The sequence below is a fragment of the Bacillus sp. ZY-1-1 genome, assembly GCF_003047165.1.
In the GTDB taxonomy this organism is placed as follows: Bacteria; Bacillota; Bacilli; order Bacillales; family Bacillaceae; genus Bacillus; species Bacillus velezensis.
In genome coordinates, this window is record NZ_CP027061.1 from 2383084 (window position 1) to 2403775 (window position 20692).

At 46.9% G+C, this 20692-nt stretch carries 18 protein-coding genes and 1 riboswitch; all 18 genes read right to left on the reverse strand.

Going from position 1 to position 20692, the window contains the following annotated elements; translation table 11 throughout:
• Positions 1–81: 81 nt before the first annotated feature.
• Entirely contained in the window at positions 82–852 is a 771-nt protein-coding gene (locus tag C5I45_RS11815; RefSeq protein WP_015388260.1) for a YlmH family RNA-binding protein, read from the reverse strand.
• 61 nt (positions 853–913) lie between these two features.
• Entirely contained in the window at positions 914–1192 is a 279-nt protein-coding gene (locus C5I45_RS11820; protein WP_003154408.1) for a YggT family protein, read from the reverse strand.
• A gap of 6 nt (positions 1193–1198) precedes the next feature.
• Positions 1199–1657, reverse strand: coding sequence for a cell division protein SepF (gene sepF / locus C5I45_RS11825; protein WP_003154410.1), 459 nt, complete (start codon positions 1655–1657; stop codon positions 1199–1201).
• Positions 1654–2346 (reverse strand): YggS family pyridoxal phosphate-dependent enzyme, encoded by a 693-nt coding sequence (locus tag C5I45_RS11830; protein WP_024085283.1) that lies wholly within the window; start codon positions 2344–2346, stop codon positions 1654–1656. The genes sepF and C5I45_RS11830 overlap by 4 nt, the downstream gene beginning before the upstream one ends.
• Before the next feature lie 4 nt (positions 2347–2350).
• Positions 2351–3187: a peptidoglycan editing factor PgeF gene (gene pgeF, locus C5I45_RS11835; RefSeq protein ID WP_275954018.1), complete on the reverse strand. Its 837-nt coding sequence runs from the start codon at positions 3185–3187 to the stop codon at positions 2351–2353.
• Between the two features lie 154 nt (positions 3188–3341).
• The gene (locus C5I45_RS11840) at positions 3342–3593 is read right to left on the reverse strand and encodes a YlmC/YmxH family sporulation protein (protein WP_003154415.1); all 252 of its coding nucleotides are present in this window, start codon (positions 3591–3593) and stop codon (positions 3342–3344) included.
• A 60-nt stretch (positions 3594–3653) separates the two neighbouring features.
• Positions 3654–4934 carry an acetylornithine deacetylase gene (locus C5I45_RS11845; RefSeq protein WP_107994401.1) on the reverse strand — a complete coding sequence of 427 codons (1281 nt, stop codon included), beginning with the start codon at positions 4932–4934 and terminating at the stop codon, positions 3654–3656.
• Between the two features lie 72 nt (positions 4935–5006).
• Positions 5007–5111: riboswitch (TPP riboswitch) on the reverse strand.
• A gap of 4 nt (positions 5112–5115) precedes the next feature.
• Positions 5116–5913, reverse strand: a complete 798-nt coding sequence (locus tag C5I45_RS11850; protein ID WP_071391860.1) for an ABC transporter ATP-binding protein — start codon at positions 5911–5913, stop codon at positions 5116–5118.
• A 128-nt stretch (positions 5914–6041) separates the two neighbouring features.
• Positions 6042–6824 carry an RNA polymerase sporulation sigma factor SigG gene (gene sigG, locus C5I45_RS11855; protein ID WP_003154420.1) on the reverse strand — a complete coding sequence of 261 codons (783 nt, stop codon included), beginning with the start codon at positions 6822–6824 and terminating at the stop codon, positions 6042–6044.
• 140 nt (positions 6825–6964) lie between these two features.
• On the reverse strand, positions 6965–7684 hold the full coding sequence (sigE, locus tag C5I45_RS11860; RefSeq protein WP_007409714.1) for an RNA polymerase sporulation sigma factor SigE: 720 nt from the start codon (positions 7682–7684) through the stop codon (positions 6965–6967).
• A gap of 57 nt (positions 7685–7741) precedes the next feature.
• Positions 7742–8671, reverse strand: a complete 930-nt coding sequence (spoIIGA, locus tag C5I45_RS11865) for a sigma-E processing peptidase SpoIIGA (protein WP_003154422.1) — start codon at positions 8669–8671, stop codon at positions 7742–7744.
• A gap of 216 nt (positions 8672–8887) precedes the next feature.
• The gene (locus C5I45_RS11870; protein WP_107994402.1) at positions 8888–13183 is read right to left on the reverse strand and encodes a S8 family peptidase; all 4296 of its coding nucleotides are present in this window, start codon (positions 13181–13183) and stop codon (positions 8888–8890) included.
• Positions 13184–13457: 274 nt separating this feature from the next.
• Positions 13458–14606, reverse strand: a complete 1149-nt coding sequence (gene ftsZ, locus C5I45_RS11875) for a cell division protein FtsZ (RefSeq protein WP_003154424.1) — start codon at positions 14604–14606, stop codon at positions 13458–13460.
• A gap of 35 nt (positions 14607–14641) precedes the next feature.
• Positions 14642–15955 carry a cell division protein FtsA gene (gene ftsA / locus C5I45_RS11880; protein WP_003154425.1) on the reverse strand — a complete coding sequence of 438 codons (1314 nt, stop codon included), beginning with the start codon at positions 15953–15955 and terminating at the stop codon, positions 14642–14644.
• A gap of 549 nt (positions 15956–16504) precedes the next feature.
• Positions 16505–17293, reverse strand: coding sequence for a cell division protein FtsQ/DivIB (locus C5I45_RS11885; protein ID WP_107994403.1), 789 nt, complete (start codon positions 17291–17293; stop codon positions 16505–16507).
• A gap of 129 nt (positions 17294–17422) precedes the next feature.
• Complete coding sequence (gene murB / locus C5I45_RS11890) at positions 17423–18334, reverse strand: UDP-N-acetylmuramate dehydrogenase (RefSeq protein WP_014304967.1); 912 nt, start codon at positions 18332–18334, stop codon at positions 17423–17425.
• A gap of 25 nt (positions 18335–18359) precedes the next feature.
• Positions 18360–19451, reverse strand: coding sequence for an undecaprenyldiphospho-muramoylpentapeptide beta-N-acetylglucosaminyltransferase (gene murG / locus C5I45_RS11895; protein WP_003154428.1), 1092 nt, complete (start codon positions 19449–19451; stop codon positions 18360–18362).
• A gap of 116 nt (positions 19452–19567) precedes the next feature.
• Positions 19568–20668 carry a stage V sporulation protein E gene (gene spoVE / locus C5I45_RS11900; RefSeq protein WP_003154430.1) on the reverse strand — a complete coding sequence of 367 codons (1101 nt, stop codon included), beginning with the start codon at positions 20666–20668 and terminating at the stop codon, positions 19568–19570.
• Positions 20669–20692 lie beyond the last annotated feature (24 nt).

Consider the following 20692-nt stretch of genomic DNA (forward strand, 5'->3'; position numbering starts at 1 on the left):
TTTTTACATTTCAGTACGGTTATCTAGTTCACATTATAAAACAAATACGGCACAGATGGAGAAAAAAACTGAAAAAACGACTCATTTTTGCCGTTCAAATGTAACTTTCCATTTGTCTTTTTTCGTTTTTCCGTCAACTTTTGCCAAACTGCATCGTCCGAAGCCGCGAATCGAGAGCATGTCCCCTTCAGCAACCTGATAAGACGGATCTTCAATAGCTTTCCAATTCACCTTAACGAGCCCGTTTTTCACAAGCGCCTGCGCTTTCTGCCGGGATTGCCTGCTCATTGAAGCGCAGACGGCGTCGAGACGCAATGAAGAAACCGTGTCATCCCTTATTTCGACATCTGAAGCGGGAATGTGAAGAGCGGAAAGCTCGATTTTCTCAAGCTTTACCGGCGCTTTGCCCGCCTTCGTCAGCTGAGTGCTGACAAAATCGGCGATTTCACCGGAGACGATGAGCTGCACGGCTTCCTCTGAGAAAATCAGATCGCCGTATTTCTGACGCTTTAAGCCGATCCCCATTAATGATCCGAGAAGAGAGCGGTGGTCAATGCTGACGAATTTTTCAGCGTATTGAACGTCAAAAGCCCGGAGCTCAAAATCATCCTGTTCAGGTTCCATATATTCAGGGTATAAAATCGCGCGTTTGCGCTCAGCTCTGTCATATCCTCCGAAAAACGCAAGACCGCAGGCGTCGCCGATAACGGCTTTTACAATCACCTGTTCCCTGGGATCTAAGAAATCAGTCAGCTTCATCCGATACTGGTCCAGGACAATCTGTTTCCATTCAAGCACCTGATCAATAAAAGGCCGCTCGTCTTGTCTGAAGTGCTGGTAAATATCGCTCATGTTCTTTCCTTTCTATGTAAAGAGGCTTGGCTGGTGCCAAGCCCGTATCAAACTGTCGCATTCAAGTATACATTGCGATCATGCGGTATAGGCCCCAAAGTCCCGTCGTGGCAAACCGAAGCACGATAATCGCTACAATCGGGGATATATCCAGCATGGCAATGGGCGGAATGATCCTTCTGAACGGCTCTAAATACGGTTCGCAAATCGCTGCGAGAAACCGTCCGACCGCCGTTTCTCTCGTACTCGGCACCCATGACATAAAGATATAGATGATCAGGGCAAACGAGTAGATGTAAATTAAATAACTCAGAACGGAAAAAATTTGATAAAGAATCATCCTGCTTTACCACCTCTGATGTTCGTCTTCATTTATAAGCTCCGAAATCGTGCCGGAAACGTCGACATTATCAGGCGTGCACAGAAAAATATCTGAACCGATTCTCTGAATGTCGCCGCCGATGGCGTAGACGGTACCGCTTAAAAAGTCGACGATTCTTTTCGCCTGATCATGCTGGATGCGCTGCAGATTGACGACAACCGCCCGCCTGTTCTTTAAATGATCGGCGATTTCCTGCGCTTCCGCATATACACGCGGTTCACTCAAGACCACTTTAGAGGATTTCTGAACACTTTGCAAGCTTACTACGTTCTGCTTGCCCTGCGGCTTCTGAGCGTAAGCAGGCTGTTTATCTTTCTGCTGTTCATGCTCTTCCTGATGATCCTGCTCCGTTTCAATGTATTCGTACTCGTACTCCTCCTCATCCATTGAGAAAAAGTTTTTCAGTTTATTTTTCATGCTCATTTGTTTACACCCCCCGGTTCATTTCCGACTAATGAAGAGCCGATTCTGATAAAAGTTGCGCCCTCTTCAACAGCGATTTCATAATCATTTGACATGCCCATTGACAGTTCCCGGCACGGCGCGTTTGTCTGATTCAGTTTTTGCACCTGATCCCTCAGATCACGCAATTGCCGGAAGCAGGCTCTGATCGTTTCTGTATCGTCTGTCAGGGGAGCCATCGTCATCAGGCCCTCTACAGAAATGTTTCTAAACTCAGAAAGCTCTCTGATAAAGGGGATGACCTCCTCTGTTTTCAAACCGTGCTTAGACGGCTCAAGCGAAGTATTCACCTGCACAAAACAGCGAACCGTATGCTGCGCCCGTTTTTCAATCTCTTTTGCCAATGACAGTCTGTCTAAGGAATGAATATAAGATACACGGTCAACGACGGCCTTCACCTTTCTGGACTGAAGACTGCCGATAAAGTGCCACTTCGGGCTTCCTTTGATGACTTCCTGCTTATGGATAAGCTCGGCATCCCGGTTTTCTCCCAGACTTGTAATACCGGCATCAACGGCCTCTTGAGCCCTTTCAGCTGATACGTATTTTGTAACCGCGATGACGGTAACATCTTCGGGGCTTCGGCCCGATCTGTTACATGCTTCGTTTATTCTTTCGTTTATATGTCGTAATTGATCAGCAACACGCAAGATCTTATGCCTCCTTCATTCCGATAAAGGACATCATGCGTCCCGTTTTCCCTTTGTCGCGGCGGTGTGAAAAGAATAGTTCATGCTCTCGTTCGGTGCATAATCCGCTGACTGAAATGTTTCCTTCCGGAATGCCGCAATGTATCAGAAGAAGACGGTTAACCTCTTTTAAATCAAGCTGATACTGGCCTTTTTCCGTTTCGCATATGGCGGATTCAGCCGTAAAGGGCAGCGCCCGCACTTCATTGATGACGCGGTCGTCGACTGTATAACTTCCCGCACTGATGGACGGACCGATGACAGCCTGAATATCTGTTAAACGGGAGCCTTCTTCGTTTACCCAGCGTTCCGTCATGATGCGTCCGATTTGTTTGACCGTCCCCTTCCATCCGGCATGGGCAGCGCCGATAATGGATTTCACCGGGTCATAAAAATACAAGGGCACACAGTCCGCAAAACAAAGGGCCAAAAAAAGATTCGCATCTTTCGTGTAGAGCCCGTCCGTCCCGCGGAATGCGGAAGAATAGTCTCTCGCTCCTTTTCCTTTATCCCCGGCTGTCACGCGCCGGACGCGGTTTTCATGTGTCTGGTCGGCGAACACCCAGGAATCCAGATCAGTACCGCATAAGGACGCTATGACTTCACGGTTTGTCACAACATCATGAGCTTCGTCCCGGACGTGCAATCCGGTATTTAATGACTCATACGGAGGATTGCTGACACCGCCGTTTTTCGTTGTGAATCCGGCGATGACCTTTGTGTTAAGCTGATTCACACAGTTCCAGTCTTCTATCATGAGTGCCGAGGGGGTGGTAAGACTAAACGGGTGATATGTATTCATGGAGATCCAACCTTTCGACAAACATTAAAAAAGCGTAATTTCCCACTCATTTTAACACAATTTTAAGCATACGTTTAGCGGCTGATTGAAAAATGAGATAAATAAATGTGCCGGAAACATTGAGATTTCCGGCTTTTTACAAGTAAAGGGAGGATTACGCTCCCCCCTTTGGTTCATTTACACGCACTAAGATGACATCTTCCCCAATTTTAACTATATTTCGCCAAGGAATGATCATTTCCTCTTCTTTTCCGAAAAAACCGAGAACTTTTCCGCTGCCGCCTAAAATAATCGCCTGAATTTTTCCCGTTGTCACGTTAATATCAATATCCCCGATGCTTCCGAGTTTTTTTCCGTTCGACACGTTTACCACATCTTTTATTTGAAATTCAGATATGCTGATCATCCGTATCACGCCCTTTGCCCGTTCTTTTTCCTATTATATGAACGGCCGGGCTGAACCTTGTCACATCGGGCAATCTTTTTTGCGGCTGCACCAGCCGAGAATAAATCTCAGCATGATTTTCGTATAGTCCATAAGCTCATCAACGGACACTTCCTCGTTTACGGAGTGGGCGTTTTTTAAATCGCCGGGGCCGTATATGACGCTCGGAATCCCGGCCTGATAAAGCCATCCTCCGTCTGTTACGGTTTGGGAAACATCAAAGACGGGCTCCTGTTTTTTGACGGCAGAGTGTGATGCAGCCAAGACAGAAACTGCCGGATGATCCGGATCGATTTCCAGCGCCGGGAACACCTCTCCTCTGTCTTCAATCATCGAAGATCCGCCCCATTTGAACACCGGCCTGTTTTCTTTGAGCCACAGATCACTGTCAGCGACACGATTAATATAGTCTTCGATTTCTGCGGCTGCTTGTTCGTGCGTTTCGTTCGGATAAAAGTGGACGGTGATCCATAACCGGCATTCATCGGCGACAAACGCTGCGTGTCTTCCGCCTTCAATGACGGCGGGGTTGATCGTATTGGTGCCGGGCGCAATGCCGGGATAGCTTTTCGTTACCGCCCAGTGGCGCTCCAGCTCTCCCAAGGCAGTGATGATTTTCGCCATTTTTTCGATGGCGCTCGCTCCGAATGTGCCTCCGCCCGCATGAATCATATTGCGCCTCATGCCGTCATGAAATGTTTGTTTGCTTTTCAATTCTATCCAGCCGGTGATGACACCGCCCTGCCCTTGAATATGCAGGCTGCTCGTATCCGCGACAACCGCAAAATCCGCGTGATAGCCGCGTTTGCAGCATTCCAGCGTCCCCGCCTCGCCGACTTCTTCTCCGATTACAGACTGTACAATGAGGTCGCCCGGAAGCTTAATGCCGGCATCATGGATCAGCTTCAGAGAGAAAAGAACACACGCCAAACCTCCTTTCATATCAGCGGCGCCCCTTCCGATCAGCATGCCGTCTTTTACGAGCGGCTGAAACGGGTCAGAGTTCCAGTCTTCGCCCCCGGCTTCTGCCACATCAATGTGTCCGTTTAAAATCAGGCTTTGATGCCTGCTTGAATCTGTCCCTTTTAAAACACCGACTACATTCGGATCTTCCGGATACACATCCCACATATCGACCGAGCAGCCCGTTTCTTTTAAAAAGCCGGCCACCCACTTTTGGGCTTCTGCCGTATTTCTTGCTGGCGGGGCCGGAGTGGGAAAGGCGATCAACCTTTCAGCAATATGTATGAAGTCGTGCCTCCGTTTCTCCGCCTGGTGTAACAGCATATCAATCTGATGCATTGGAAATCTCCCCTTTGGCTGTATCAAAAAACCCGTTTCATTAAAATAAAACGGGTAAAAAACGGATCTTCCTCCGCTTTTTCACCGCTTCCCTCCGCCGGCATGATCCGGATCAGGTCCGTTAAGGGTTGAGACAACGTCTCTCTCAGCCGCATGGCAGCACCCCCAGGGTGAATTGATGTTATTTTACGGATGATGCCTCTTTTGCCCGTGTTAAAAACGGGCGGCCATTGTTCCATAAGACATTGACAGGCGTATCGAAAAACGCTGTAAGCCGCTCGTCAGAAAGCATATCCCTGATTTTCCCGGAGGCGAACACCTCGCCTTGTTTTAAAAGCAGCGCCTGATCAAATACCGGCAGAATTTCTTCAGCGTGATGGGTGACATAAAGGATGGACGGCGCATTTTCTTTTTCGGCGATCGACGTAATCGTGTCCAGCAGCTGCTCCCTTGCCATAAAATCAAGACCCGTCACGGGCTCGTCCAAAATCAGCAGTTTGGGATCAGCCATAAGCGCCCGCGCAATCAGCGCTCTTTGTCTTTCCCCTTGTGATAAAGTTTCATACCGTCTGTCGGCGTAACTGATGGCGCCCAAATCCTTCAGAAGACCGATCGCTTTTTCCCTTACCTGCTCACTCGGAGTTTCGTACAGCCCGATTGAGGCGTACGCGCCGCTGAGGGCGATTTCAAAAGCGGAGTCCGCGGCATATAATTTGTGCTGAAGACCTGCCGAAACAAGGCCGATTTTCCTCCTGAGCCTGTCACCGAGCTCTGTTTTTCCGAACTGATGGCCGAGCACCTGCATCTCTCCTGAAGTGGGGAAGTAATAAGAGCATAACATATTCAGCAAAGCCGTTTTTCCGGCTCCGTTTAATCCGTACAGCACCCAATTTTCGTTTTTCTCGACGCGCCAGTTAATATCTTTCAAAATCCATTTCCCGTTTCTTTTTAATGACACACTGTCCAGCTGTAAAATCATTGCCGTTTCCCCCGTTTACTTTATTTAAATTTTCTAAAAACTTTTACACATTAGAATACATCACTTTTTTGCAAACGTAAACCATCGCATGAAAAAAGCCTTTAAACAAGGTTTAAAGGCTTTTTCCGTTATTGATGGATATTTTTATTCATTTGTTTAATGGCTGCCTTTTCAAGCCTTGAGACCTGAGCTTGGGATATCCCGATTTCTTCAGCGACTTCCATTTGGGTTTTCCCTTGGAAAAAGCGCTTTCGCAAAATCATTTTTTCCCGTTCGTTCAGTCTTCTCATGCCTTCTTTCAGAGCGAGCTCCTCAATCCATTGTGTATCCTTATTGCGCTCATCGCTGATCTGGTCCATCACGTAGATCGGATCGCCGCCGTCATTATAAATCGGCTCAAACAGTGAAACCGGATCCTGGATGGCGTCAAGGGCAAACACAATTTCTTCATGGGGCACTTCAAGAACTTTGGCGATTTCCTCTGCTGTCGGCTCCCTGCTTGTCTCACTGATTAACCGCTCTCTTACTTGAAGCGCTTTATATGCGATATCGCGAAGCGACCTCGAGACGCGGATCGGATTGTTATCCCGCAAATATCTGCGGATTTCTCCGATGATCATCGGTACAGCGTATGTTGAAAACTTAACATTATGGCTTAGGTCAAAATTATCAATGGATTTCATTAGTCCGATGCAGCCGACCTGAAATAAGTCATCAACATACTCTCCTCTGTTGTTAAACCTCTGAATGACGCTTAAGACAAGGCGCAGATTGCCGTTTACAAGCTTTTCCCTCGCTGAATCATCGCCCTCATCCTGCAATTGCCTAAACAGCTTTCTCATCTCTTCATTCTTGAGCACCGGTAATTTGGAGGTATCCACCCCGCAAATTTCGACTTTATTTCTTGACACGTTTTTCCCTCCCACTAGGAGCTGCTGTACAACGTTAAGTATCTCCTCGGGTGGGAAAAATATGCACCGCCATTTTACAGAAATAAACATCCGGCGGCGGCAATCCTTGCAGCAGTAAGGGCTGTCAGATGGAAAAAATTTTACACCATTTTGTTAAATTCTTTTCTCAGTCTTTTGATAATCCGCTTTTCGAGCCGGGAGATATAAGATTGTGAAATCCCCATCATGTCGGCTACATCTTTTTGGGTTTTTTCTTCTTCTCCGACAAGCCCGAAACGCAGTTCCATAATCTGCTTTTCTCTTTCGTTTAATTGCTCAAGCGCTTTTTTCAAAAGTTTTTTATCCACATTGGCTTCAATGTCTTTTGTAATAATATCATCATCTGTGCCGAGCACATCCGAAAGCAGCAGCTCGTTTCCGTCCCAATCAATGTTCAGCGGTTCATCAAAGGACACCTCTGAACGGATTTTATTGTTTCGGCGCAAGTACATTAAAATTTCGTTTTCGATACATCGCGATGCGTAGGTGGCGAGTTTGATTTTCTTTTCCGGATTAAACGTGTTTACCGCTTTGATCAAACCGATGGTGCCGATGCTGATTAAGTCCTCGATATTGATGCCGGTGTTTTCGAATTTGCGGGCAATGTAAACGACAAGACGTAAGTTTCTCTCAATCAGGATGGCCCGCGCCGCCTGATCCCCGCTCGGCAGCTTTAATAAGAGCACCTGCTCCTCTTCTTTAGACAAAGGCGGCGGCAGCGCCTCGCTTCCTCCTATGTAATACACTTCATCGCTTTTCAGTCCGAGTTTCATCAGCCATTTATACCACAAATATGTCAGACGCAGCTTAAGTTTTTTCATCTTCCTCCCCCTTCTAAATACCACGCGTTTTGAGTATGATGAATAACAGACTTTTCGTCAGGAAACATGTTTTACAGCCTTCCCTGTCAGCATCTTCGGATGAACGATTCCGTCAAATTCACCGTCAGCGGATAATGGCTTCGTGCTGATGCCGATCAGGCATTTTTCACATGCGATCATCTCGTCTTTTGTTAAAATCGTGACGTAATCCGGCTTTAAACAGAGTAAAAATTGATTGTCCTGGCCGACGCCCCTGTATGGAATCAGCCTCAGCTTATCCGCATGACGGAACGAATCATCAAGCTGCTCTATCACTTCAAGCGGACTGGCGGATTTGATGAGGTCCGTTTCCTTTTCGCTGAGAATCGGAGCGAATTTGTCAATGTGAAGGATCATGACCGGCGTTTTCGTCAGCGGATCATACAGCTGATTCCCGGAATCCACCAATCCTTTCGCGCGGATTGTCTGTCCGCTGAATTCCGCCTGCACCATGACAAGTTCATCGTACTGAATGGACTTCGTCTCGATGTCTTCAATTCTCTTTTTCGAAAAAAACCATATGGCCGGAAATCCGATAACTACAAACATCCAGCTGATCGGGTCGCCGAATCCGGTCTGGCTTGTAACCATTACGCCTTGCTGCACAATTGATTCTGTCTGCAGCAGGGAATGTACGCCGATCATTCCCCCGCCGACGAGAAAAGTCGCGAAATAAAAGGCGAACAAATTTTGAAAAAAGTATCGGAACCGTTTAAAGCCAAAAGCCGTAAGCACGATGACTACCGAAAACGCCATTTTTCCCGCCGGATGCTCCACAAAGGGAGAAACAGGCGTAAACATCAGAAGCACAATGGCTGACCCGATGAAACCGCCGGCGGCCACTCTTCTTTTTTTCACCTGGCGTTTTAAAATAAAGGCGGTTAATAAAAGCAAAAGAGAATCAAAACAAAAGTTCAACAGCCAAATGACATCCAAATAGATTTTCACATCTGACCCCTTTCCTCTTTTGTCTTACATATCTGTTTCTCTCTCTTGTTTCATAAGTATAAAGCAAGCTCTGTGGGAAAGTCTGTCAATTAATGTTGAGGGTAAAGTACAATTTTTAAGGGATAACCGTTTTATTTGTCGAGGGCCGAAAAGGTTGATTTTCTATTGTCCCCTTCAACTAAAAAAGCGCTGCCGTGATTTGGCAGCGCTCTGTTTTTACTCATTGATATAAAGTTTTCCTTTAGCCGTCTGTCTCGTTTCATTTCCGTAGTCATCTCTTGCGATAACGTCAATTTTTGCTCCGCTTGCTTTGATGGAAGAAGCCGCCGTCCAGTAACCCTCATATCGTCCCGGAGAAATTTCTCTCAGCGGAAGCTCTGTTGCGTTTTGGCTCCCTGCCCGGGCGTTTGTCAGAGGCAGACGGATCACGAAGGAAGCGTCTAATTTCTTTCCGCTTGAAAAAGCGATTTTCACTGATTCTCCGGCTTTTAATTCCTTATCCGCTCCGGGAACCAATCCGGAAATGACGGGAGCATTGTAATTGACATCGATTACCGTCTTTTTCGTTGTTTTGTTACCAGCTTCATCTGAGGCCGTGACCTTGATCTCATTGCTGCCGTTTTCCAGAAGGGTTCTCGCTTGATAAGAACCGTTATTTACTTCAGCTTTTTTTCCGTTCACCTTTACCCATTTTAAATGGGCGTCGTGCACTTTTCCTTTTACAGTCACTGCTTCTTTATTTGTTTTATCACCGTTTGCCGGACTGTCAATCGTCACATCAGGCTTATCCTCATCCAGTATGACCGTGACAGGGCGTGACTCGTCGGTTGCCCCGCTGTCTGTCACAGATGCCGCTGTCAGCCGATTGCCATCTTTAGTGAGTGTGACACCGGCCTGGAAACTGCCGTCTGCATCTGCTTTCGTTTCTGCGGCGGTTTTACCGTTATTGGTAAGACGGACAGCGGTTTTTGGTGAAGCCGTTCCTTTCACCGTGATTGACTTCTTGTTTGTAAATGACCGGTTTTCAGGCGACGTTATCTCAGGCACAGAAGCTTCGTAGTCGACCAAAGCCCTGATCATAAAGTTTCCGTCTGATTTATCGGCTTTTGACCAGCGGCCGTCGAGGTATTGCCAGTTTCTGTTCGAGTACGGACTGCCGTCATCAGATGACAGGGCAGGTGTATAAGGATCGGGTTTCGTCTGACGGAACACAAGATAAAAATCCTTTCCGACCGCGATTCCTTTTGAGCTGAGATCCACTTTGGTCCACTCGCCGTTTCGAAGCGCTTCAGCTTGGAACGGGCCGGCAATTTTGCTGCCCGGAGCTCCATCAGGGCCGGATGCATCATATACTTCTGCTTGAAATTCGGTACCGCCCGGATCAGGCCAGTCGGCGCCCCAAAATTTAAAAAGGCCTCCCGTCAGCATACCGTGTTCTTTTCCGTCTTTGAGGGTCATCTTAACGGCAGATTTGCTGCCGGCTTTAAAATATGACAGCGCGGCTTCTTCCGTCCCGTTATCATAGGCGATTTCCCCTTCATAACCGACATACGGCTTAAGCTTGACGTTTTTTTCAGCATCTCCTTTGATGTCGACAGAAAATTCGCTATTGTAAAAGCCTTTTGCCGCTACTTTGATTGTGTAGGAGCCTTCGTACGCCTTAAGCGAATATTTCCCTTTATCGTTTGTCACCGCCGGCTCAATTGCGGCATCCTCGGCCACATAAAGCGCAGCCCCTTTTACCGGTTCGCCTGTGGACTGATTGGTGATGGTTCCTTTTAGCGTGCCGGACGGCATTTGCTCCAGTGTAAAGTCTGCCTGTGCGGTTTTGTCTGATTGAATAGAAACTTGTTTCGAAGCGGACTTAAATCCGTAAGCCTCGGCTTTCAGCGTATAGCTTCCCGCCTTATGTGACAGGCTGTAGCTTCCGCTTGCAGGGTCGGAATATACGGATTTCCCCGTCTCGGCGACACTGATTTGCGCTCTGAGCGGCAGGAGGTTTGTTTCACGTTTCACTCTTTTTCCGGGTGATCTCACTGCCGGTTTGGCCTGTTTCGGACTGATGGCTTTTTTCTTCAGGTGGCCGGGAGGTGTTTGTCTATTGTGTTTACTTTTTTTAGCCGCCTTGCCGAGAGGGCTGCTTGAAAGCCGGACATCATCGATATACCATCCGTCTTCATTGAGTACTTCGTCAGACTGCATATTAAACATGAGCTTTATGTTTTGGCCTTTATACGCAGATAAATCCGCCTCTTCATCATTCCATCCTGCGGAATCACCATTGTAAACGGCCGCCTGCTCCCAATTTGATTTCCCTTCCGGCAGAACGAACACATACCCGTAATCAAAAAATTCTTCGAGCTTGTGCCAGCTTTTAAATTGTAAAAACAGCCGCCCTGTTTCCGGAACTTGAATCGGAGGCATCACGAGATTCATGTTGGCCGAATCGGCATAAGGGCCGGACAGATTCGTCGCATACACTTTATCTCCGGAAAATGCGGCGCCGGGCCCTGAACCCGGGATACCCCATTCCCATTGATCATGTGTCCCGTAACTGGACCAGCCCGCCGGCTGTGATTCAAAATCCTCTTTGTATCCCGCCGTAATGCTCGGTTTCACGTCAGCCCGGTACGTATCAGATTCTACAGAATGACCTCCGAAATCTTTTATGGTCCATTTATAACTTATCTTGCTTCCCGTTATGTCCGGAATCTCCGCCTGGTATGTTCCCTTTTTTTCATCACCGCTTTTTTGAACGGCGGCTGTCGTTTTCCACTCTCCTTCATCAAACTGATAGGAAAGGATCACCTCAGTTACGCTTACATCATCTTCTGCTGTAACCGTTAACGGAAGGTTTGCCCCTTTGTAAGCCTCTGAGACCGGTTCATGATGAAAGCTGGGCGGATTGTGATCTTCGCCCGCAGAAGATACCTTGCCTTCTACGCTTCCGATTCCGTCCGTTACGGCAGAAACGGCATCAAAAGCGTTAACGAGACCGTGGCCGTAACCGTTATTCGGTGATTCCGGAAAAACGGAATCTGTCAGCTTTTCGGCGGTGCGCGTCAAAACGTCTTCCATTTCATCGACCGTAATAGAGGCGTTCGCCTGCCTTAACAAAGCCGCCGTCGCCGCCACATGCGGCCCGGCCATTGAAGTTCCGTCCCAGCCGCCTTCGTATGTTCCTCCAGGAATAGAAGAACGGATATTCACGCCCGGAGCCGAAATGTCCGGTTTTGTTTCATGATACGGTGAGGGGCCTTGAAGTGAGAAATCAGCGAGTTTCTTGTCGATGTCAGTCGCACCTGTCGCAAATGCTTCAGGATAATTGGCCGGATTTGCGATTGAACCCGGTCCTCCCGGTGTAAATAAGTCTTCATTTCCCGCAGAGAATTCCGGAAAAATCCCTGCCGCTCTCCACGCATTCACCATATCGCGGTACCACTCGTCCATTCCCGAACCGCCCGCCCAGGAATTATTGACAACATCCGGCGCCATCTCGGGATGCGGCGTGCCGTTTTTATCTTTAGGCGCAAGCACCCATTCACCGGCATCCAAAATATCGGCATCGGTTCCTCCGTCATCTGAAAATGCTTTTACTGCGATCCATTTCGCCCCCGGAGCCACACCGATTTGATTTGAGCCGTCAGGTTCTGAACCCGTCATGGTCCCTGTTACATGAGTGCCGTGTTCAAGGTCATCGTAGGGAGCGTCTTTATGGGACACGGCATCATACCAGTTCATTTCATGATTCGGCGCTGCTGGATTTTCAGGATCGTAACCCCGGTATTTTTCCTTAAGCGCGGGATGATCCCACTGAACTCCCGTATCAATGGAGGCGACAACCGTGCCGGTTCCGTCGTATCCTGAGGCCCAGGCCTGCGGCGCATCAATTTGGCTGATATTCCATTCGATGCCTTCCTTTGCTTTGACCTCTTTTTGTTTTTTCTTCATTTGAAAAGGAGCTTTTGATTGCCGTTGAGTAAGCTGACGTTTTTCATTCGGAAGAACTTTTTCTACTTCAGGAAATGAGGCGGCTTTTTCCATTACCTCTTTCGAAGCAGTGACTGCCATTCCGTTGACAATATAATAGGAATGGATGTGATCAGCCTTTCCTTTCTTTTTTTGTTTTTCCAAATATGTTTTCAGATTCTGCTGCGCATCATGAGCTGCCAGTTTTAAAGAAGAAACAACGGCTGACCGCTTTTGATATTCGGTTTTTGCTGCGGAAAGCGAATGAGACTCGGCATTTTTTTCTGCTTCTTTGACCGCTTTTTTCGTATTGGCTTTCTCTTTAAATTTGATAAGAAACGTGACTTTATCATTTTTTTCAAAACGCTTCTTGACTGAATCGGAAATCTTATGCTGAATGCTCTTAGAGGAAGAAAGATCTTTGGTGAAAGAAACTGCCCCCGGTGTGCTGTTCGCTCCGGCTGCACCCGGAAACAACAGTGAACTGACGACAATCGCGCTTAAAACGGAGCCTGTCCATCTGTTTCTCGTTTTTTTCTTCAATCGTATCCCCCCTTATTTGGTAACGCCCTATAAAATGTGTATCCCCCCTTCATAATTGGAATCGTTTGTCATTTCGATGCTGTACGTTAAATGTAGACAATCTTCCATCCAGATATTGTCACATTCTGTAGAAAGCCGTATGAAACTAAAAAACAATCAATTCGTCATAGGTATAAAGCTTCTTTTTTCACTGTATAGATCATGGGGGATAGGAAGGAAGACTGTGCACAAAAAAGAAAAAGGACAAAACCATGTGGTCTTGTCCTTTTTTACATCAGCCGCGTTTGTTGCGGTTTCTTAAAAATGTAGGAATGTCGAGGGCATCATCCGCCGGTTGTGATGTATGGCGGTTCACCGTGTTTTGATGCTGTGTTTCTTCTCGTTTCGGCTCACGTTTCGCAGCGTTTTGGCTTTGAGACTTCAATCCTTGGTTTAAAGTCGGACGCTGCGGTTTTGAGTCATCTTTTTCCTGTTCGATAAAACCGGTCGCAATAACGGTGACGACGATTTCATCTTTCAGATTTTCATTGATAACTGAACCGAAAATCATATTGACATCAGGGTCAGAGGCAGAAGCGACGATGTCGGCTGCTTCCTGCACTTCGTAGAGGCTCAGGTTTGTACCTCCCGTAATGTTCATCAAAACACCTTGCGCTCCGTCGATTGCCGCTTCCAGTAACGGACTGGAGATCGCCTTTTTGGCGGCTTCAGCAGCACGGCTTTCTCCTGTAGCGATCCCGATACCCATCAATGCTGAACCTTTGTTGGACATGATGGTTTTGACATCGGCAAAGTCCAAGTTGATTAAACCAGGCGTTGCGATGAGGTCAGAGATACCTTGCACCCCTTGGCGAAGCACGTTATCAGCTTCACGGAATGCTTCAAGCATCGGTGTGTTTTTATCGACAATTTCAAGAATGCGGTCATTCGGAATAACGATCAGTGTGTCAACGGCTTCTTTCATTGCCGTGATACCGCCTGCAGCCTGCAGCTGGCGTTTTCTTCCTTCAAATGTAAACGGTCTTGTTACGACACCGACAGTCAAAGCGCCTAAGTCCTTTGCGATTTGAGCGATCACCGGTGCGGCTCCCGTTCCGGTACCGCCTCCCATTCCGGCTGTAACGAACACCATGTCAGCGCCTTTTAACGCTTCTTCGATTTGTTCCTTACTTTCTTCAGCGGCTTTTTTGCCGACTTCCGGATTCGCTCCCGCTCCGAGACCGCGGGTCAGCTTTTCCCCGATCTGCATTTTCACTTCCGCTTTTGACAGGTTAAGAGCTTGCGCGTCCGTGTTTACCGCAATATACTCTACACCCTGCACTTCATTTTCAATCATTCGGTTGACCGCGTTATTACCGCCGCCTCCTACTCCGATTACTTTAATTGATGCTAAGCCGTCTATGTTTGTTTCGAAATCCAACATGCTAAATCCTCCTAATCTGCCGAATGACTATCAATCTATTCCCAAAACATGCTTAATAGTTTTTTCATTTTGCTCGGTTTGTTGTGTTCGGCTTGTGTTTTTTGTTTTGCTTTTGGACGCTGCTGCGCCTCTGGCCGCTGATGATGTTCTTCTTCGTGAGAGACCGCGATTTCCTGCACGGCTTCTTCCGGCATATGAAAGCCTATTTTTCTTCCCTGAATTCTGGCATTTCGGCAGGCAAATTGTATCAAGCCGACACCCGTCATATACTGAGGGTCTCTTACACCGATATAATTCGGGCTTGCGACCCTTACATTGTGCCTCAGCACTTCCTGTGCCAATGAAAGCACTCCGGGCATTGCGGCCTGTCCGCCGGTCAGCACAAAGCCGCCGGGCAGATCTGTAATTCCCATATGCTCAATTTCGGCTGCGGCAATCTCAAGAATCTCTTCCACTCTTGCTTCAATAATATTGGCAATTTCCTGCTGTGTAAAAGATTGCTTTTGATTCGTTCCTATGACGGTGACTTCAAATACTTCATCTTCTGAAGCCTCATCGTAGAATGCATGTCCGAATTGTTTTTTTACTCTTTCAGCCTCTTCGGTGGAAGTGCGCAATCCGATCGATACATCTTTCGTGATGTTTTCGCCTCCTAGCGGAATGACGGCTGTCTCCTTCAGGTGCCCCTGTTCAAATACCGCCACCGTCGTCGAGCCGCCGCCGATATCAATCATGGCGACTCCGAGGTTCTTTTCGTCTTTTGACAAAGCCGCCGAACCGGCCGCAAGCGGCTGCAGGCAGATATCAGTAATTTCAACGCCCGCTCTCTCCACACAGCGAAGTAAATTATGTAAGATCGTTTTGGAGCCGGTAATCAGCGTGCCTTCTACTTCCAGGCGCACTCCGAGCATTTTTTTCGGATCGGTAATTTCGTCTCTTCCGTCAACGATAAACTGTTTCGGAACGACGTCAACGATCAGCTGCTCATGCGGAACCGACACGACCTGTGCCGCTTCCATTACCCTGCGGACGTCTTCAACGTGAATTTCTTTGTTTTCACTGGAAACAGCGACAACGCCGTTCGTATCTTGAATATGAATATAATTTCCATTAACGCCGACAATGGCTTTTTTCAGCGGAAAACCTACCATTCTTTCAGCTTGGTCAAACGCTTTTCTTATAGAATGAACGGTTTCATCTATATCAACGATTGAGCCTTTTTTCAACCCTTCAGACGGTACATTTCCCACTCCGATAATGTTAAGGGAATCATCTGTCATTTCTCCGACGATCACTTTTGTATTGGACGTACCGATGTCAAGACTGACGTAAAGTTCATTGTTGTTCATTCTATGGCACCTCCTCACATTTCGATCAAATTCTATTCTATTATTTGCGGAACAACAATACAATGAATGTGGCTTTACAAGTGTGTAACAAAAACAACAGCATCAACAAATTCTTATCTGATTTCTCACAATTTATGTTTAATGAAACTATTCGTTATATTCTATGTATATCCTCTTTTATATCGCATTTTTTTTATTTTTTTTAGAGACGGCCCACCTTACCGTAAGATTTCCTGTCACGGTGCCATAATGTGCAAACCAGATGCAAATATACCCGCTTTCCATTAGTCTACACTAAGATGAACCTCCAGAAAAGCTATAGATATTGCCAGAAACATCCGAAAAAAGAAGAAACAGGAGGAAAATTCCAAATGCAATGTTCATTGAAGAAGACACGCCCATTGCATTGAGAATTTTCCCCTTGTCCGGCAGCCATATCCCGGGCAAAAACAAACATAGTCATAATTATTCCGCTATCGGTTATATCGGCTGCCCCGCTGATTGTAATAGATTCTTTTGAATCACCTTAAAATTAGTTCTTTAGAACTATTAATCATTTTCTTTTTTCTTGCCGGATTTACCTTTGTTAAATTCTTCAAAATACGTAGCGACTTCTAAGTGGATAATCCCCTTTTTCCCGCCGTCCAGCTGGGAAACGATAGAAGGATAGGTCTTCATCCGATCGGCAAATGTTTTAATAGAAGCGGTAACTACATACCCGTCGTTCATATACAGCTTGATCCGGTCCTGATCCATTTTTACCGGTGTATAATAGATTTCAGAAATCGACTGCTTTAGCGAACCGGAAAGCTTATCAAGCTGATCCGCCATTTTGACCCGCTTTTTCGCGTTTGTCCAGTCAACCAAAATCGGGCCCGCGTCATCCGGCGTGACTTCGTTCGGCAGCACGGTGCCGTTCTCCAGCACTTCATAATACACATCATTCCGCTGCAGATACGCGATCGTCTTGTATTCTTCAATGTGAATGCTGACTTTATTAGGAAATACTTTTGAAAGATCCGCCTTTTTCACCAGTTTATTCTGCTCAATCTTTTCTTCTGTTTTTTTCTTGTTCAGACTCCAGAACTCGGTTTGTCCGTTATGTATATCAGAAAGCGCGTTGATCTCTTTTACAGACACGTTTTCGTTTCCGGAAACGGTGACAGAAGACACTTTGCTGATCGGCATCTGCAAGTACACGATGATCAGCACCATCATAAAAAAGAGCACAATGAATGAAATCAGCCGGCGGTTTGCTTTTTGTTTCCGCTGCTCTTTGATTTTCGGAATCCGCTCTTCAATATTTACGATTTTTTCTCTTTCATGATTTGGGTTCACTGCCTGTCCACCTCACTAAGAATGAAACAGCTTGACATTCGTCTGATTGAAAAACAAACGGCATGCTGTGATGCCGTTTGACATTTGTTAAAAGTATATCACATGAGCTCATGGAAATCAGAGAACCTTTTAACGATTCCCTCCGATGATTTCAACTTCTGTATGCATGTCAACATCATACTGCTCACGGATTGTCTTTTTCACATACTCAATCAGGTCGAGAACGTCCTTGGCAGTCGCTCCGCCGGCATTGACGATAAAATTCCCGTGCATTTCGGATACTTTCGCTCCGCCGATCTGATGTCCTTTTAATCCCGCTTTTTCAACGAGGTTTCCGGCATGATTCGGCAGCGGATTTCTGAATATGCTTCCGGCGCATGGGCTTGAATACGGCTGCGTATTTTTTCTGTAATCTTTGTTCTGCTGCATTTGCGCCGTAATGGCTTCCCGTTCCTTTTGCTCAAGCTGAAGAACTGCCTCGAGACAGACGCCGGGGCGTTTTTTCTGCAAAACAGACGTTCTGTAGCTGAAATCCATCTCTTCGTTTGTCAGCCATTCGATTGTGCCGTCTTCAAATAAGATACGGGCTTTCACAAGAATCTCACTCATATCAGATCCGTGCGCCCCGGCATTCATATAGACGGCCCCGCCGATTGATCCGGGAATGCCCGCTGCAAATTCGAGACCGGACATTCCTTTTTTACTCATGGAAGTCGCAAGCCGGACGACCGAATAGCCGCCTCCGACCGTCACCTGATCACCGTCAATCTCCAAATGATCCAGACCCGCGCCCAGTTTGATGACAACTCCTCTTATGCCTTCATCAAGCACGAGCAGATTTGAACCGCGGCCGATAACCGTCCATGGCAGATCATGTTTCTTCACAATATCCATAATATCTTTGACCGCTTCCACACTGTTGGGGATGATCAAAATGTCCGCCGGACCGCCGATTTTCATCGTTGTATGGTTCGCGAGCGGTTCTTGTTCCAGCACTTTGCCGACTTCGCGGTCTCTTAATTCCTGAATTACGTTCTCCATCATAAACCTCCGCATTCCATTTGCTCTATTTTTTTATGTCTTCCATGATACTGTACAGTCTGGCTGCCGCATCCGGAACACCGAGTGATTTTGTCCGCTCACTCATGTCTTTTAAGGTTTCTTCATTCATGACGATTTTGTCCAGCGCAGCGATCAGTTTTTCTCCGCTGAGCTCGGTTTCCTTCAGTACGATTGCAGCGTCATGCTGGCTGAGCGCCTTCGCATTGACTTCCTGGTGATTGGCTGTCACATACGGGCTCGGAATAAGCACGCTCGGAATGCCGAGAGCGGTGATCTCCGCAATCGTCGTCGCTCCGGCTCTTGCCACAATGACATCAATTGATTGTAAGTACTCCGGCATTTGGTGCAAAAACGGTTTTGTCACCATATTATCAGCGGCTTTTCCGCCTTTCAGCTCAGCCGTTACCTTCTCGTAATGCACTTCCCCGGTAATATAAAGCACTTGGTAAGGTCTCGTTTTCAATTCTTCCTGCATATCTATCACGGCACGGTTAATGGGAGCCGCGCCTCTGCTTCCGCCGAAAATGAGCACCGTTTTTTGATTGTCTTTCAGCCCGAACTCAGTTAATGAGCGGCCTGTCTTAATTGAGACGACTTCAGAGGCTCTCGGGTTTCCCGTAAACACAACTTTTTCAGCAGGAAAATGCGATTTTGCCTCTTCAAAGCAAATTGCCACCTTATTAACATATTTCGAGAGAAACTTATTTGTGATGCCGGGCAGGCTGTTTTGCTCATGAATGATCGTCGGAATTCCCATTTTTGCCGCCGCGTATACGACCGGACCGCATACATAGCCGCCTGTACCGATAACGGCATCCGGTTTAAACTCTTTTAAATATGATTTGCTTTTCTTCACGCCTTTTAAGAAACGCATGACGGTTTTTACATTTTCAAAAGAAAGTTTTCGTTTGAAACCTGTAATTTCAATGGCGCGGAACGGGATATTTTCCCGTTCAACAATTTTTTTCTCCAGACCGTTCTCTGTTCCGATATACAAAAATTCCACATCCGGATGCCGGCGCTGAACTTCTTTAATAAAGGCCAGGGCCGGATAAATATGTCCTCCGGTTCCGCCTCCGCTTACTGCAATACGCATTCGTATGTCCCCCTTAATCACATAGCGATAACCCTGTTTTTTAGGACAGGGTTATTGATGTTGTCTGTTTTTTTATAGATAACGAATAGATCATGAGTGATGAGGCAAGATACAGATCAATACCTCGAGTACCGGCTGACATTTAAAAGCACGCCGACCGCTGCGAGCATCAGCGTCAGTGATGAGCCTCCGTAGCTTAAAAACGGCAGCGTAATTCCTGTTACCGGGATCAGCCCCGTCACAACGCCGATATTAATCATGACTTGAATAGCTATCATAGAAATAATACCGATGGCGACAAAGCTTCCGTATAAATCCGGCGCGCCGAGGGCAATCCTGACGCCCCGCCACAATAAAATACTGAACAGCAGCAATATGAGCGAACCGCCGATAAAGCCGAGTTCCTCAGATAAAATAGCAAAAATGAAATCGGTTTGCGGCTCCGGCAGGTAAAAAAACTTTTGCCGGCTTTGGCCGAGCCCCATCCCGAACAGTCCCCCCGGACCTACGGCATAGAGCGACTGAATGATCTGAAATCCGCTTCCAAGCGGGTCCTCCCACGGGTTTAAGTAAGAGGTAATCCGTTTAATCCGATAAGGAGCGGACAGAACAAGCGCCGCAAATCCGCTTAAACCGATGAGTCCGAGGAACGCAAAATGAGCGATTCGCGCACCGGATACAAAAATCATCACGATGCACGTGCCCACCATTACCGTCCCCGTTCCCAGGTCCGGCTGGCACATAATAATAATAAATGCAGAAAACACGATTCCGAGCGCGGGAACGAATCCGCGTCTGAATGACGTAATATTCTTCTGTTTTTCAGAAAGAAATTTAGCCAGAAACGCAATCATCGCGAGTTTCATAAACTCCGAAGGCTGAATGCTGAACGCTCCCACTCCGATCCAGCTTCTTGAACCGTTCCGCACCATTCCGACTCCCGGAATCAGCACAAGCACAAGCAGAAAAAAACAAATGATCAGAAGCAGCTTCGACCATGTGCGCCATGTCCAATAATCCACATTCATAATGAAAAACATGGCAATGACGCCGATCCCCGCAAACAGCAGCTGCCGTTTCGCGAAGAAAAACGAGTCGTCAAATTTATAATCCGCCCATACCGCACTTGCACTGTAGACCATAATTAATCCTATTGTTAAAAGCAATAACGTAATGATAACTAATAACAAATCAGGCGCTGTTTTTTTAGTAGTCAAAGCAATCGACACCCCAAGCATAAG

Excerpts from the sequence above, each read along its gene's own strand:
- C5I45_RS11820 (WP_003154408.1), bottom strand. The coding sequence starts at position 1,192 with ATGATTCTTTATCAAATTTTTTCCGTTCTGAGTTATTTAATTTACATC.
- C5I45_RS11845 (WP_107994401.1), bottom strand. The coding sequence starts at position 4,934 with ATGCATCAGATTGATATGCTGTTACACCAGGCGGAGAAACGGAGGCAC.
- C5I45_RS11815 (WP_015388260.1), bottom strand. The coding sequence starts at position 852 with ATGAGCGATATTTACCAGCACTTCAGACAAGACGAGCGGCCTTTTATT.
- sepF (WP_003154410.1), bottom strand. The coding sequence starts at position 1,657 with ATGAGCATGAAAAATAAACTGAAAAACTTTTTCTCAATGGATGAGGAG.
- sigE (WP_007409714.1), bottom strand. The coding sequence starts at position 7,684 with ATGAAAAAACTTAAGCTGCGTCTGACATATTTGTGGTATAAATGGCTG.
- pgeF (WP_275954018.1), bottom strand. The coding sequence starts at position 3,187 with ATGAATACATATCACCCGTTTAGTCTTACCACCCCCTCGGCACTCATG.
- ftsA (WP_003154425.1), bottom strand. The coding sequence starts at position 15,955 with ATGAACAACAATGAACTTTACGTCAGTCTTGACATCGGTACGTCCAAT.
- murB (WP_014304967.1), bottom strand. The coding sequence starts at position 18,334 with ATGGAGAACGTAATTCAGGAATTAAGAGACCGCGAAGTCGGCAAAGTG.
- C5I45_RS11840 (WP_003154415.1), bottom strand. The coding sequence starts at position 3,593 with ATGATCAGCATATCTGAATTTCAAATAAAAGATGTGGTAAACGTGTCG.
- C5I45_RS11850 (WP_071391860.1), bottom strand. The coding sequence starts at position 5,913 with ATGATTTTACAGCTGGACAGTGTGTCATTAAAAAGAAACGGGAAATGG.
- murG (WP_003154428.1), bottom strand. The coding sequence starts at position 19,451 with ATGCGTATTGCAGTAAGCGGAGGCGGAACCGGAGGACATATTTATCCG.
- ftsZ (WP_003154424.1), bottom strand. The coding sequence starts at position 14,606 with ATGTTGGATTTCGAAACAAACATAGACGGCTTAGCATCAATTAAAGTA.